Origin of the sequence: Streptomyces sp. NPDC037389 (genome assembly GCF_040636475.1) — a bacterium.
GTDB classification, from domain to species: domain Bacteria; phylum Actinomycetota; class Actinomycetes; order Streptomycetales; family Streptomycetaceae; genus Streptomyces; species Streptomyces hesseae.
Genome location: NZ_JBEZUS010000021.1, coordinates 65,469 through 80,258 on the forward strand (window position 1 = coordinate 65,469; position 14,790 = coordinate 80,258).

Annotated in this window: 8 protein-coding genes; 7 read left to right on the top strand and 1 reads right to left on the bottom strand. The window is 71.9% G+C overall.

The features are described from left to right. The first annotated feature begins 23 nt into the window (after nt 1-23). From AB0E98_RS31265 to AB0E98_RS31280, 4 genes are all read left to right on the top strand, one after another. Nucleotides 24-1,271, top strand: a complete 1,248-nt coding sequence (locus tag AB0E98_RS31265; RefSeq protein WP_361709225.1) for a family 2 encapsulin nanocompartment cargo protein terpene cyclase — start codon at nt 24-26, stop codon at nt 1,269-1,271. 40 nt (nt 1,272-1,311) lie between these two features. Continuing rightward, nucleotides 1,312-2,172 (top strand): geranyl diphosphate 2-C-methyltransferase, encoded by an 861-nt coding sequence (locus AB0E98_RS31270; protein WP_361709227.1) that lies wholly within the window; start codon nt 1,312-1,314, stop codon nt 2,170-2,172. Nucleotides 2,173-2,273: 101 nt separating this feature from the next. After that, nucleotides 2,274-3,536, top strand: coding sequence for a M20 family metallopeptidase (locus AB0E98_RS31275; RefSeq protein WP_361709228.1), 1,263 nt, complete (start codon nt 2,274-2,276; stop codon nt 3,534-3,536). A 39-nt stretch (nt 3,537-3,575) separates the two neighbouring features. Next, entirely contained in the window at nt 3,576-4,115 is a 540-nt protein-coding gene (locus tag AB0E98_RS31280) for a hypothetical protein (RefSeq protein WP_361709231.1), read from the top strand. Between the two features lie 63 nt (nt 4,116-4,178). Here the strand turns inward: AB0E98_RS31280 and AB0E98_RS31285 are convergent, their stop codons facing one another. After that, nucleotides 4,179-4,574: a DUF5997 family protein gene (locus AB0E98_RS31285; protein ID WP_361709233.1), complete on the bottom strand. Its 396-nt coding sequence runs from the start codon at nt 4,572-4,574 to the stop codon at nt 4,179-4,181. A gap of 58 nt (nt 4,575-4,632) precedes the next feature. Between AB0E98_RS31285 and AB0E98_RS31290 the strand changes: the two genes are divergently transcribed. The 3 genes from AB0E98_RS31290 (at nt 4,633) to AB0E98_RS31300 (ending at nt 14,573) form a co-directional block, all read left to right on the top strand. Continuing rightward, entirely contained in the window at nt 4,633-5,445 is an 813-nt protein-coding gene (locus AB0E98_RS31290; RefSeq protein ID WP_361709236.1) for a LysR family transcriptional regulator substrate-binding protein, read from the top strand. Between the two features lie 231 nt (nt 5,446-5,676). Beyond that, a complete protein-coding gene (locus AB0E98_RS31295) occupies nt 5,677-6,723 on the top strand; it encodes a cation diffusion facilitator family transporter (RefSeq protein WP_361709238.1) in 1,047 nt (348 codons plus the stop codon). A 227-nt stretch (nt 6,724-6,950) separates the two neighbouring features. After that, entirely contained in the window at nt 6,951-14,573 is a 7,623-nt protein-coding gene (locus tag AB0E98_RS31300; protein WP_361709241.1) for a LamG-like jellyroll fold domain-containing protein, read from the top strand. Nucleotides 14,574-14,790: the final 217 nt, after the last annotated feature.

Here is a 14,790-nt window from a genome sequence, read left to right on the forward strand (position 1 = left end):
ACGCGTAGCGAAGGGACCCCCGGATGAACCGGCTCAACGGCGCTGCTCCGCTCGGTGCGGGTACGCCGACCGCCCCCCGCCCGGACGACCCCGCGGCCGCCGCCGAGGCGGCACCGGCCGTCGTCGACGCGCTGCGCGACCTGCTCGCCGGGCCGACGGGGCTGGGCACGTCGGCCGCCCGCCTGTTCCGCACGGAACTCCTCCACGTGGACCTCACCCCGCCCGCGCCGCCCGCCGCCGGGCCCGCCCCCGGGCAGCCCGCGGAAGGGCACTCCGACGGCTCCGGGGACTCCTCGGGCGCCTCCGGCCCCACCGTGCGCGTCCCCCCGCTCTACTGCCCGGACGCCGAGCGCGACGACCCCGCCCTCGGCGAGGAGGTGAACAAGCGGCTCGTCGAATGGGCAGAGGAGGTCGGCATCTTCCGGGGCCGGCTGGAGCGGCTGCGCTCCCACAACTTCGGGCGGCTGTTCATGCTCGCCCACCCCGACACCGACGACCCCGAGCGGATCCTCACCGCCGCCCGCTGCGGACTGTCCGAATGGGCCGTCGACGACCACTGGGTCGACGAGGGCGAGGACACCACACCGGAGCTGATCGGCACCCGCATGGCCCTGGCCCACGCCGTGGTCGACCCCGTCCGGCTCCCGGCCCGCTATCTCGCGCAGTTCGAGAACATCGTGCGCAAGGAGCCCGTCCTGCGCGCCTTCCGCTCCTGCCTCGACCACCTGGCGCGCATCGCCAGCCCCACCCAGGTGGCCCGGCTGCGCCACGAACTGGCCGTGATGTTCGTGGGCTACAACCAGGAGGGGGAGTGGCGCAGCTCCGGACGGCGGCCCGCCGTGTGGGAGTACCTGCTGCACCGCTACGAGAACGCCTTCTACCCGTGCATGGTCCTCATCGACCCCGTCGGCGGCTACGAGCTCCCCGCCGCCGAGTTCGCCGACGCGCGCGTACGCCGCACCTATCTGTACGCCGGTACGGCCAACGTGCTGCTCAACGACCTGTACTCGATGACCAAGGAAGACCCCACCGACACCAATCTGCCCAACCTCATCGCCGCGGAGGACAACTGCTCGCTCCAGGAGGCCGTGAACCGCGCGGCGTGCATCCACGACGAGCTGATGCACACGGTGGAAGCCGAGTGTGCCGTCCTGAGCGCGGCCGGTTCCCCCGAGCTCCGGCGCTATCTCGCCGGGCTGTGGGCCTGGATGGGCGGGAGCAAGGAGTGGCACGCGACCAGCCCCCGGTACCACGGCGCATCGACCCAGTGAATCCCCAACAGTTCATCGGCAAGCGGAAAGAGAAGACACGGTGACCATTCAGGAGATCAGCCCCGCCTCGGTTCTCGCCAGTGCCTACCAGCGGTCCGTCGCGGACTACTGGAACCGGGAGAAGAACCCGGTCAATCTCCGGCTCGGCGAGGTGGACGGCATCTACCACCACCACTACGGCGTCGGCGACGTCGACTGGTCCGTCCTGGAGGGGCCCGAGGAGACCCGCGACGAGCGGATCACCGCCGAGCTCCACCGCCTGGAGTGCGCCCAGGCGGAGGTCCTGCTCAACCACCTCGGTACCGTCACCCCCGACGACCGCCTGATGGACTCCGGGTCGGGTCGCGGCGGCGGCAGCCTCGTCGCCAACCGCCGGTTCGGCTGCCACGTCGACGGCGTCTCCATCTCGGAGACGCAGGTCGCGTTCGCCAACGAGCAGGCCGAGAAGCACGGCGTGTCCGACAAGGTGCGCTTCCACCTGAAGAACATGCTGGACACCGGGTTCGAGAGCGGCCGCTTCCGGGCCATCTGGAACAACGAGAGCACCATGTACGTGGACCTCTCCCAGCTGTTCCCGGAGTACTCGCGGATGCTCCGGCACGGCGGCCGTTACGTGACCGTCACCGGCTGCTACAACGACACCTACGGACTGCCGTCCAGGGCCGTCAGCGAGATCAACGCCCACTACATCTGCGACATCCACCCGCGCAGCAGCTACTTCAAGGAGATGGCGGCCAACCGGCTCGTCCCGGCCGCCGTCGTGGACCTCACCGAGGCCACGATCCCCTACTGGGAGCTGCGCGCCCAGTCGCCGCTGGCCACGGGCATCGAGAAGGCTTTCCTGACCGCGTACAAGGACGGCAGCTTCCAGTACCTGCTGATCGCCGCCGACCGCGTCTGACCCCGGCCGGCCCCTCCGGTCCCCGGCGACCCGCCGCCGGGGACCGGAACGCCCCAACTCCCTTGTTTCCAAGGGAGCTTCGATGTGTTTCGATGACCCGCATGAGCGAGAAGGACGGGATCCCGGGGCCGGAGCTGCTCGCCGAGGCCCGCAAGCTCCTGCCGGACGTCGTGGCCGTGCGCCGCCGCATCCACCGCGCCCCGGAGCTGGGCACACACCTGCCCCGCACCCAGCGCACGGTTCTGGACGCGCTCGCCGGACTCGGCATGACGGCGACCCCCGGCCGGAGCCTGAGCTCCGTCGTGGCCGTGCTCGAAGGGCGCCGCCCCGGGCGGACCGTCCTGCTGCGCGCGGACATGGACGCGTTGCCGCAACAGGAGAACACCGGCCTCGACTTCGCGTCACGGACACCCGGCGTCATGCACGCGTGCGGCCACGACACCCACACCGCCATGCTCGTCGGGGCGGCACGACTGCTCGCGTCCCGCAGGGAACGGCTCGCGGGGCGCGTGGTGTTCATGTTCCAGCCCGCCGAGGAACTCGGCGGCGGCGCCCAGCACATGATCGACGAAGGGGTGCTGGGCGGCACGGACGACCCACCGGTCGACGGGGCGTTCGCCCTGCACATCAACGCCCGTCACGCCTCCGGCACCGTCCGCCTCCGGGCCGGCACCCAGTACGCCGCCGCCGACACCGTACGGATCACCGTACGCGGACGTGGCGGACATGCGGCCGGCCCGCACAAGGTCCTCGACCCCGTTCCCGTCGCCTGCGAGATCGTCCAGGCCCTCCAGACCATGGTGACGCGGACCGTCGACGTCTTCGAACCGGCCGTCCTCACGATCACCACCGTCACGGCCGGCCGCGCGTTCAACGTCATCCCGGAGACCGCCCAACTGGTCGGCACCTACCGCACGCTCTCCGAGGCGAGCCGCCGCACCGTGCGCGAAGGCATCGCCCGGGTGGCCCACGGCGTGGCCGCCGCCCATGCCATGACCGCCGAGGTCGACCTGCCCGAAGGCTACCCTCCCGTGCGCAACGACCCGGCCTTCACCGCCGGCGTCCGGCAGGCGGTCTCCGCCGTCCTGGGGCCGTCCGCCGTGCACGAGCTCCCCCACCCCACCATGGGAGGGGAGGACTTCTCCTACGTGCTGCGCCGCGTCCCCGGGGCGATGGCGTTCCTCGGCGCGTGCCCGCCGGGCGCGGTGCCGGGGACGGTCCCCGACAACCACTCCGACCGCGTGGTCTACGACGAGCGGGCCCTCGCCGTCGGCGTCGCCACGTACTGCGCGGTCGCCGAGGGCTTCCTCGCCATGGCCCCGGGGGCCGCGCCGTGGCACGCTGACCCAAGCGCAGCCACTTGAAAGCCTGAAAGGTCGCCAGGAACAGCCGGAGGAGGATTCGTGCTGTACGCCTTTGGATTCGAGCGTATCGGCGTCGTGGCCAGTGACCTCTACTTCATCGACCCCCACCCCACGCCGGGCCAGGAAGGCGCCGAGCACGGCGTGCGCCTGGAGATCCGGCTGCTCCGGCGAGGCCCCCTGACGGGAACCGTCTACGCCGCACGGCCCATCCTCGTCGACCGCCCCGTATGGCGGGCCGACCTGCTGGAGTCGGCGGACGGCCCCGCCGGAAGCCTGGACCGCGCCCATCACCACCCGAGGTTCGACGACTGGAACCCGGGACCGCGGGTCTTCGACCAGGAGCTGTCGGCCGCACCCCTGGACTGGGTCGCCGGGAAGCTGACGAACCTGGACGCCCTGCTGGCGGAGGCCGGGGTGACGGCGGACGAGGCCGGGCCGCACGACGCGGCGGAACTCCGCAACGCGACGCCCGACATCATGGCGGCCGTGCGCAAGCTGCTCGAAGGCGTGGCCAAGGGAGAGCTGGCCCGCCCGCCGGCCGGGGAGAACCTCACCAGCGCCCGCGTCAGCTGGCTGTGAACGAACGGAGGGCGCCCGGCCGCATACGGCCGGGCGCCCTCCAAGAGGCATGGAACAGGAGCGCTAGCGGCCCTGCTCCTCCTGCTTCTGCTTGTTCTTCTCCTTGATGCGGACCGTCTCCTTGCGGACCTCCGCCTGGGTGGCGCGCTCCTTCTGGAGCCACTCCGGGGACTCCTGCTTCAGCGCCTCGATCTGCTCCGTGGTGAGCGCCTCGGTGACCCCACCACGGGCCAGACCCGAGATCGAGACACCGAGCTTCGCCGCGACCACCGGACGCGGGTGCGGGCCGTTCTGGCGCAGCTCGCGCAGCCACTCCGGCGGGTCGGCCTGAAGAGCGTTGAACTCGTCGCGCGTGACGACACCCTCCTGGAACTCGGTGGGGGTGGCTTCGAGGTACACACCCAGCTTCTTCGCCGCGGTCGCGGGCTTCATGGTCTGGGTGCTCTGGTGCGACGTCATGGTGCCAAGGATATCGAGCGTGTGCGCCACTGAAGACCACGCCCGGTAATCTGGCCGGGTGACAGGCTCGGAAGTACCCCCTACCCCGTTCCGGCTCGCCTACGTACCGGGCGCGACCCCCGCCAAATGGGTGCGGATCTGGAACGAGCGACTGCCGGACACCCCGCTGGACCTCATCGCGACGCCCGCCGCCGAAGTGCCGGACGTGCTGCGCCGCGGTGACGCCGACGCGGGGCTCGTCCGGCTGCCCGTCGACCGTACGTACTTCAGCGCCATCCCCCTCTACACCGAGACCACGGTGGTGGTGATCCCGAAGGATCACCTCGTCGCGGCGTTCGAAGAGGTGGCGCTGGCGGACCTGGCCGACGAGGTCGTGTTCCACCCCCTCGACGACACCCTCGACTGGGAGAACGGGCTGCCGGGCCGGCCCGCGATCGAGCGCCCCGCCACGACGGGTGACGCCATCGAGCTCGTCGCGGCGAACGTGGGCGTGCTCCTCGTCCCGCAGTCGCTCGCCCGTCTGCACCACCGCAAGGACCTCACGTACCGGACGGTCACGGACGGCCCGCAGTCGAGTGTCGCGCTGTCGTGGCCCGAGGAGCGGACCACCGACATGGTGGAGGACTTCATCGGGATCGTCCGCGGCCGCACCGTGAACAGCTCCCGGGGCCGCCGCCCCGGCGCCGAGGAGTCGAAGGACCAGCGCAAGGAGAAGCGTCCGGAGTCGGGTGCCGCCCGGCGGAAGCCCGCGGCGGGCAGGACGGCCGGCAGGAGCGGTACGGGCACCAAGGGCGCCCGGGGCGGCTCCGGCGGCTCCCGTTCCGGTGCCTCCCGGACCGGAAAGCGCGGCAAGCCCGGCCGCCGGGGGTAGCGGCGGCGGCGGGTGGCCGGCGCGGTGCTTGTCAAATGGTCGCGGTGATCGCCGAGTGCTTCTGAAAGCGATTACCAGCTGCATCGAAAGCCTCGCCCCTCCGGGATGAAACCGCAGGTCAGAGGGGTGTTAACGGTATTGGAAACCGATGCCGTTGCAGCCTTTGCGCACCCCGCGACTCATGTTGTTCACTCGCTGGCGAAGCCCCCGACAAGGCAGCCAGGAGGCACCGTGCCCGGCCACACCCATACCCATGAACACACCCCCGGAGGGTCCGCCCACAGCCATGACCACGGCTCCGGTCACGGCGGCCACAGCCACGGCGTCACCGCCGACGCCGACCGCCGCTGGCTGACCATCGCCCTGACGCTGATCACCGTGTTCATGGCCGTCGAGGTCACCATCGGCGTCCTCGCCCGCTCCCTGGCGCTGATCTCCGACGCGGCCCATATGCTCACCGACGCCGCCTCGATCGTGCTCGCGCTCATCGCGATGCGTCTGGCGGCCCGGCCCGCCCGCGGCGGCTACACCTTCGGCCTCAAGCGCGCCGAGATACTCTCCGCCCAGGCCAACGGGCTCACGCTCGTCCTCCTCGCCGCCTGGCTCGGCTACGAGGCCGTGCGCCGCCTGATCAACCCGCCCGATGTCGAGGGCGGCCTGGTCTTCGGCACCGCGCTCGTCGGGATCGTCGTCAACATCGTGGCCGCGTGGTGCATCTCCAAGGCCAACCGCAGCTCGCTGAACGTCGAGGGCGCCTTCCAGCACATCCTCAACGACCTCTACGCCTTCATCGGCACCGCCATCGCCGGTCTCGTCGTGATGCTCACCGGCTTCGCCCGCGCCGACGCCATCGCCACCCTCGTGGTCGTCGGCCTCATGCTCAAGGCCGGCTTCGGGCTGATCAGCGCCTCGGGCCGGATCTTCCTGGAGGCCGCCCCGGCCGGCATCGACCCCGACGCGGTCGGCGACCGGATGGCCGCCGCCGACCAGGTCGTCGAGATCCACGACCTGCACATCTGGCAGATCACCTCCGGCCAGCCCGCGCTGTCGGCCCATGTCCTGGTCACCCCCGGCGGCGACTGCCACACCGTGCGCCGCCACCTCCAGCATCAGCTGCGCGACGACTACGGCATCACCCACGCCACCCTCCAGGTAGACCACCTCGGCGAGGACCAGGGCGAGGAGGCCCTCCTCCAGATCGCCGCCCCCACGGGCCACCGGGGACACACCGAGGACACCCACGGCCCCGTCCACCGGCCAGGTCCCCACGACCACTGAGACGACCCACTCCGCCCGGTGCCCACGAAGCAGGTCTTCGTGGACACCGGGCGGCCGTCATTTCCGGACATGGTGGCGCGATGCCTCCCTTGACGGGGAATTCCCGCCGGTCAATCGTGTGACGGCCGCGCACGCCCGGGGGAGCGGGCGCAGGCCGCAAGGGGCCGGTCGGCCCTGTCCCACGATTTCCGGTACGCGGTTTCCGCATGCCTTCCCGAGGAGTGTCCTTGTCCGCTGACGAGCATCTGCTCAAGGTCTACAGCGACCGCCCGTACGTCCACACCACCACCGTCCGCCACCAGGGCACCGTGGTGGCCTTCGCCATGGACGACCGGCGGCGCGTCGTCTACACCGTGCTCGACATGGCGCGGCACGACGAGAGCAAGGGCGACCTCGACGCCGCCTACTGGTCGGAGAACCCCCTCACCCTGCGCTTCCCGTCCGAGCTGACCGACGTGGGCTTCGCCGCCGCGGGCGTCACCGCCTTACCGGTCGTCAAGAACGGCGGCCGGGTCGAGGCCGCCCCCGGCGAGCGACTGGACGAGGACGAGGTGGACGCCTTCCTCTCCACCACCGCCCGGCTCACCGCCCTCGCCCCCTTCCACATCGTCTCCGACGGCACGCACATCGTGGTGCTGCGCCAGTCCGTCACCGCCGACCACCCCGACGCCGTGCACAAGCTGGCCGGCGGCGGGTCCTCCGGCACGGCGGACCGCGCCGACTACACCCGGGACAAGAACGACGCGAAGGTCCCGGTCGCGGCGGACACCCTGCTGTGCGACCGGTTCCTGCTCGTCGGCGGCGAGCTCAAGCCCGTCCTGGAGGCCCGCTACCGCCGCAGCCGGCACCGGACCCGCCCCGACTCGGCCAAGGACAGCCTGGGCACCACGGACATGGAAGGCCGCCCCTTCCACGAGCCCACACAGAAGCTGTCCTTCGTCCGGCGTCTCTCCGGCGGGCGCTTCACCGCCCTCCTCGTCCCCACCGCCGTCCACGGACAGCAGCGCTGGCAGATCTTCGCGCACAACGACGCCACCGGTCGCGTCGACTCCTTCAACATCGAGCAGGGCCGCGATGGCCTGTTCAGCCTCCAGGGCACCCAGGCCTGGACCAGCCCCGACCCCGCCCACCGCGACGCCGTCCACGAACCCGGCCCCGGCACCTGCCCGTTCACCGGACAGCCGCTCGTCCCGGTCGTCAGCACGGAGGGGCACGCGGAGACCGCGCTGCGCTTCGGGGAGGGGGACGCCCATGTGCGCGTCGCCCAGGGGCCCGGGCTCGGGGGCTCCGACTTCACGGTGGAGTTCTGGGCCCGGCGCACGGCCACGGGCGGCGACGACTTCCTCATCGGGCACGGCAACCAGCAGGGCGGCCCCAACGAGTCCCTGCACATCGGTTTCCGCTCCGGAGGCACCTTCGCCTTCGGCTTCTACGGCAACGACCTGGACTCCGAGCACACGTTCACGGATACCGACTGGCACCACTGGTCCTGTGTCTACGACCGCGCCACCGGCAGGCAGACCGCTTACCGTGACGGCGAGGAGATCGGCAGCCGCACCGCGGGCGGCCACTACGAGGGCAACGGCCCACTGATCCTGGGCAAGGCCCTGTGGTTCGGCAGCGCCCACGCCGAGCTCGACGAGGTGCGGATCTGGAACCGCGCCCGCACCGCCGACGAGCTCCGGCGCGACAAGGGCGTCCGCCTCATCGGGAACGACCCCGGCCTCGTCGCCTACTACCGCTTCGACGAGGGCTCCGGCACCCGCCTCTTCGACCAGACCGACCGCGCCCGCCACGGCGAGCTCACCGGCGGCCCGCAGTGGGTGACTTCCGAGGCCCCCATCGGCGACCACCCCGGCGTACGGCGCGACAGCTTCGCCGTCACCGGCCGCGGCGTCGTCTCCGGCCTGTCGGCCGTCCTCTACCACCAGCAGGAGCAGACGGCCGTCGGATACGGCCAGGAGCCCAAGCCCGCCAAGCGGCAGGCCCGGGTGCTGCTGTCGTACGCCACCTCCGGCCCCGACCCGAGGACCGGCGCGGCGACCGACGAGTCGTACCTCGCGACCGTCGACTTCGGTGTGGGGCGCGACGGACGGCTCGCCCAGATCCCCGACGAGCTGACGCTGCCGGTGCTCGCCGCACCCGACGGCAGCGCCGACGTGGAGACGATCAGCGAGCTGGACGGCCGGATCCGGCAGCTGGTCCAGGACCTCGCCGCCAAGGAGACCGAGGCCGCCGATCTCACCCGGCAGACCGCCGACCTGCCCGAAGTGGAGCGCGTCCGCGAGGCGTACTACTCCAGGTGGCAGGACATCGCCGGCTGGACATGCCGGATCCGCTTCAAGAACACCCGGGACGGCAAGCCGCAGTACCTCGCCGTGCGGGACGACGGCGCCGGGAGCGAACCCCCGCTGATCAGGACCTCCGACAAGGAGGCGAAGTCGGCGCTGTGGGCCGTCCTGATTCCCCCGGGGGCCCACTGGAGCGGCCCGACGCCCTACCACCTGCACAATCCGCGCACCGGCAAGGACATGAACGTCGCCGGTGAGCGCCAGGACAACGACGCGCCCCTGATCGTGTGGCCGCGGAACACCGGTGCCTGGAACACCCACTTCCATATCCTCGACCGGAACGACGGCTACAGCACTCTCGTCAACCGGAACAGCGGGAAGGCCGTCTGCGCCCCCGACCGGCTCGGTGATCGTGTCGTCCAGTACGACTCCGCCGCGGTCACCGAGTCCGGCGAAGGGCTCATCGCCTTCGAGCGGGTCGCCCTCCACGACTTCGGGCACCCCGACATCCGGGAAGCCGGCAAGCGGGTCGAGGCACTCGACAAACAGCTCGCCGAACTCCGTACCCAGCGCGATCTGCTGGACCAGCGCCGCCGCGAGACCGAGGCGCAGCAGGCCGAACTCGCCGCAGTCCGCGACGAGTTGGCCCGGCTCACCGGCGGCCTCAAGGGTGCCGACGACATCGCCCTTCCCATGCCGCAGCTGAGCCTCGACCGCACCGGTCTGAGCGCCTCCGGCGCACTGCTGGCCTTCGCGCGCTCGGCCGACCGGCCGTACCTGCTGGACAGCGCCTCCGGAAACGTCGTGCTGTACTTCCGCGGCGCCAACGAGCAGTTCTTCGCCACCTACTACGACACCACGGTCCTGCGCTCCTCCCGACGCCTGGCGGCGGGCGACGGCACGACGGTCACCTTCACCGCCCGTGACGCCGCCACCGGACTGGGAGCGGTACGGATCAGCGTCACGGCCGGCGGCACACCGGGCCTGTGCGACGTCACGATCGAGCGCGACGGAGAGCGCGAGACCTGGGGCCGGGTGCCGCGCCGGGCCGCCGACTTCGCCGCGATCGTCAACGGCACGCCGGAACAGCCCGTCCGGATCGGCGCGGTGAAGTCCTTCGACGCGACGGACAGGCTTCTCTCCGGTGGCAAGGCCGGCGACGTCATCGGCGGCGTCCTCCAGCTCGCCACCCCCCTGCCGGCCGCCCTCCCCGCCGGTACGCCCGTCACCCTCGGCGGCCACCTCTACCTCACCGAGGCCGAGCGCGAGCCGGGCGCCACCTCGCTCCGGCTCGGCAGCGGCGAAGGCGGCCCCGAGCCGCAGGCGGGGGATCCGGTCGAGCGGCTGCGGTACGACCACCGGCAGGCCACGTCCAGCCGTCCCGGCGTCCCGCTCTCGGCGGGCTCCCGGCTCGTGGTCGCCGACCCCGGCACGGCACGGGAGGTCCCGCTCGGGGAAGTGGCGGACCTGGTCACCGGCAACGGCTGCCGCTGGCGCGCGGACAAACCCGGCCGCGCGTACTCCTTCGACGGGCGGCAGAACGTCCTCACCCTGCCGCAGGAGCGGCTGGACCGGGCCGCGGTGACCCGCGACCTGACCATGGAGGCCTGGGTCAAGCCCGAGGCGGTCTCCGGCGCCGCGCGGATCGTCCACGCCCACGTGGGCGACGCCCCCTACACGCTCGGGCTGCTCGCACCGGACGCCACCGCCGTGCCCGCCCTGGCCTTCGACGGCAAGAGCGGCGTGGCCATGACCGAGAACGGCTTCGGCCTCGCCGACCGGAGCTTCACCGTGGAGTTCTGGGCCCGGCGCACCACGAAGTGGGACGGCAAGGCGCAGCTCCTCGTCGGCCACGGCGCCTCGGACGGCGGCAACAGCCGCGCCCTGCACATCGGCTTCCGCAAGACCAGCGACTTCACCTTCGCCTTCTACGGCGACGACCTCACCACCAACTACGGTTACGACGACACCGACTGGCACCACTGGGCCTGTACGTTCGACGCGGCCACCCGCGAGCAGGTGATCTACCGCGACGGCGTCGAGGAGGCCCGCCGCGTCGCCTCGGGCACATACCGGGGGGAGGGCCTGTTCAGCTTCGGCAGCCACTTCGCGAGCTGGGTGGCCGAATACGCCGCCGTCGAGATGGACGAGGTCCGGCTCTGGGGCACGGCCCGTACCACCGCCGAGGTCCGGGAGCTGAAGAACAAGCGGATCTCCGGCAAGGAGACCGGGCTGATAGGCTACTGGCCCTGCGCCACCCCGCTCGCCCAGGTGGGCGGCAAGCCGGGCGTCCTGGACCGCTCGGGCCACGACCGGCACGTCTACCTGCGCGGCGGCGTCACCACCACGACCGCGCCCGCCGCGCTCGATACGGCGGCGGACGCCACCTACCGGGTCGTCGCCGGGGTCGGCGACCGCCTGGTGGCCACCCGGGACTCCTTCCCGCCGCACGAGTGGTCCCACCTCGCGGCCGCCTACGAGCAGTCCTGGGCCGTCGAGCTCACCGACGGCGCCTACCTGGAGGTCCCGGACAACGACGCGCTCGACATCGCCGACGACCTCACCGTCGAGGTGTTCTGCCGCGTCGACTCCCTCGGTACGACGCAGGGCCTGCTCTCCAAGGGACGCGCCGCCGACGGCTCAGGCGGCAGCCTCCCCTACCGGCTGCTCGTCCTGCCCGACGGCAAGCTGGAGTTCGCCTTCGAGGAGCCCGACGGCAAGCTCGTCCGGTTCACTTCCGCCGAGGCCGTCCGCGCGGGTGTCTTCCACCGGCTGGCCGTCGTCCGCAAGGGCGGCCGCTCGACGCAGGAGCGCAAGGGCAGCAAGGAGATCACCGCGGCCGGGGCCGACGGCAAACCCGTCCGGCAGACCGTCGAGCTCGTCGAGTCCGTCGACGTCCGGGAATGGCAGGACATCCGCTTCTTCATCGACGGGAAGGACGCCGGAACCGCCCGCTACGAAGGGCCCGGCCCCAAGGGCAACAGCGGCACGCTCGACATCGGCCGGGCCCGTGCGGGCACGGAGACCCACTTCCTCACCGGTGTGGTCGCCGAGGTCCGGCTGTGGGGCGCCGCCCGCGACGCCGCGCGGCTCGGCACGCCCGTCTCGGCGCGCGACCGCGGTCTGACCGCGCACTGGACGTTCGAGGAGAACGCGGGGAACACCGCCGCCGACACCACCGGATCCCACTCGGCCCGGCTGCGCGGCGCCCGCTGGGCCCGCAACCCCGACCCGCGCGGCAGCTTCTTCCGCCTCTACCGCAACGGCGTCCCCCTCGCCTGCGACCCGCTGGAGGCGCCCGGCCTCGCCGACTACGGGGACCGGGCCCTCACCCTCGGCGCCCGGCTCAAGGGCGGCACGGCCGACCAGGCGTTCCACGGCGTCCTGGAAGAGGTCCGGCTGTGGCGCGCCTCCCGTACCCAGGAGCAGATCCTCGACAACCTCTTCACCCGCCTCAAGGGGGAGAAGGAGGACCTGCTCGCCTACTGGTCCTTCGACAGCGCCTCCACCGACGACGCCGCCGGCGTCGTCCGCGACGAGGGCCTGCGCGGCAACGGCCTCACACTGTCCGCCGCCCCCGCCCGCCCGAGCGCCGTACTGTCCACCGCGCCCGTCTCCAGCGACGCCGCCCAGGTCCGCTCGGCGCTGGCCGCGATGCGCACCCCCTTCCACGAGACGGTCTCCGGCGCCCCGGCCGTCGCCGAGTACGCCGATATGCAGTACACCGCCAAGGGCGAGGCGTTCGGCGTCCTGAAGCGCGCGTACGGCTACCTGCGCGACGGACGCTGGCACCTGGTCACCGGCTACAAGGTCGGCGACCTGATCAGCGAATGGGTCAGCCAGGTGCAGTTCGACCCGCAGCTCATCGGCTACGTCGAGGGCGCCCCGCCCGTACCGTCCGAGAACCTCACCCCCAACACCGTCGACCCCGACCGCGCCACGTACGACAGCGTCGCCTCCGTGGAGCTCACCGAGGCCGAGGAGGTCGTGCACTCCCTCTCCTCCGCGAAGGAACGCAGCGTGGACGCCGCCTTCGGCTTCGCGCTGTCCAGCGAGGTCGACGTCGACATGTGGATGATCACCGCGCCGCTCGGCTTCGGCGTCGCCAAGTCCATGGCGTCCGCCAAGGTCTCGGCGGGCGTGCGCGGCAGCCTCGAGTTCTCCAACAGCTGGGCCGAGGAGACGTCCGTCTCACAGGGGGTGAACACCGCCCGGTCCATGAAGGTCGAGCTCGCCGGCAGCTGGGAGGACCCGCGCACCCCGCTCAACACCGCCGTCGGCCGCCGCTACGTGCCCGCCAACATGGGCTTCGCGCTCGTGCAGTCGCAGACCGCCGACGTCTTCGCGCTGCGCCTGGCCCACAGCGGCGCGCTCGTCACCTACCGCATCCAGCCCAACCCCGACATCCCCAAGGACTGGAACGTCATCCCGTTCCCCGTCAACCCCCGCTACACCAAGCAGGGCACGCTGGACGGCACCGTCGGCTACGACGAGCGGGGCAAGGTCCTCGACCCGGACTACACGGACGCCCGGGACCGGGGCGAGTACAGCTACTTCAAGCCACGCGAGGCGTACGCCCTCAAGCGCCGCATCCAGCGCGAGCAGCAGCGGCTGCACGGCTACTACGAGACCGTCTCCACCGAGACCCACGCCCCCGACCCGACCGCCGAGCGCGCGGGCCGGGTCCTCGGCGGGGCGATCGGCGGCGACACCGCCCCCGGCCGCGCCCGCGACACGGCGGGCAGCAAGGCCGGTGACGGCTTCTCCCGTCGCGACCTGGTCAACACCTACGTCTGGACGGCGGACGGCGGCTTCTTCGCCGAGACCACCGAGACGACGGACTCCGTCAGCGAGACGACCTCCGGCTCGTACTCGCTGTCGGGGTCGGTGGGCACGAGCGTCGGCACGTCCTTCGACGTCATGGGCATCGGGATCAACGCCCAGCTCGACGCGTCCATCGGCGGCGGTATGACCGCCACCCGCGCCCGCGGCAAGGACGCCTCCCGCTCCTTCGGCCTGTCGGTCGCCTGCGCGCCTTCGGGCAACCTCCAGCAGTACGACGCCAACCGCAAGCCGGTCTTCGACGCCGACGGCAAGCCCGTCAACGCGCCGGGCAAGGTGGACGCCTACCGGTTCCTCAGCTTCTACCTCGGCGAGGACACCGAGCACTTCGACACCTTCTTCCACAAGGTCGTCGATCCCACCTGGCTGGAGAACGCCGGCGACCCCAACGCGGCCGCCCTGCGCCAGGCCCGCCAGTCCGACCGCAAGCCGCCGTGCTGGCGCGTCATGCACCGCGTGACGTTCGTCAGCCGCCTGCTGCCGCCCGTCACGACGGCCGGGGCCGCTCCGATGGAGCGGACGATGCGGCAGCTGGACGTGGACAGCAACTACGAGCTGGTCCGCCGCCTCGACCCGTACGTCAAGGCGTCGGCCACGAGCCTGTCCGCCCTGACCGACGCCGTGCGCACCGCCCTCGCCGATCACCTGCCCGAGCTGAGCCCGCACGCCGCGGACGTGACCGGCTTCCTCGCGCAGTACTACGGAGTGGAGGACTGATCCGCTGACCCGGTCCCGGGCCCGGCCCATGCGGCCAGGGCCCGGGACCGTCCTCTACCGCTCCTGGCGGACGGCCAGGGCCGCCTGCTTGACCGCCGAGGCCACCGCCTCGGTCGCCTTCGCGTTGAAGACGCTGGGGATGATGTAGTTGGCGTTGAGTTCGTCTTCGGCGACGACGTCGGCGAGGGCGCGGGCGGCGGCGAGCATCATGTCGGTG

Excerpts from the sequence above, each read along its gene's own strand:
- AB0E98_RS31265 (WP_361709225.1), top strand. The coding sequence starts at position 24 with ATGAACCGGCTCAACGGCGCTGCTCCGCTCGGTGCGGGTACGCCGACC.
- AB0E98_RS31275 (WP_361709228.1), top strand. The coding sequence starts at position 2,274 with ATGAGCGAGAAGGACGGGATCCCGGGGCCGGAGCTGCTCGCCGAGGCC.
- AB0E98_RS31285 (WP_361709233.1), bottom strand. The coding sequence starts at position 4,574 with ATGACGTCGCACCAGAGCACCCAGACCATGAAGCCCGCGACCGCGGCG.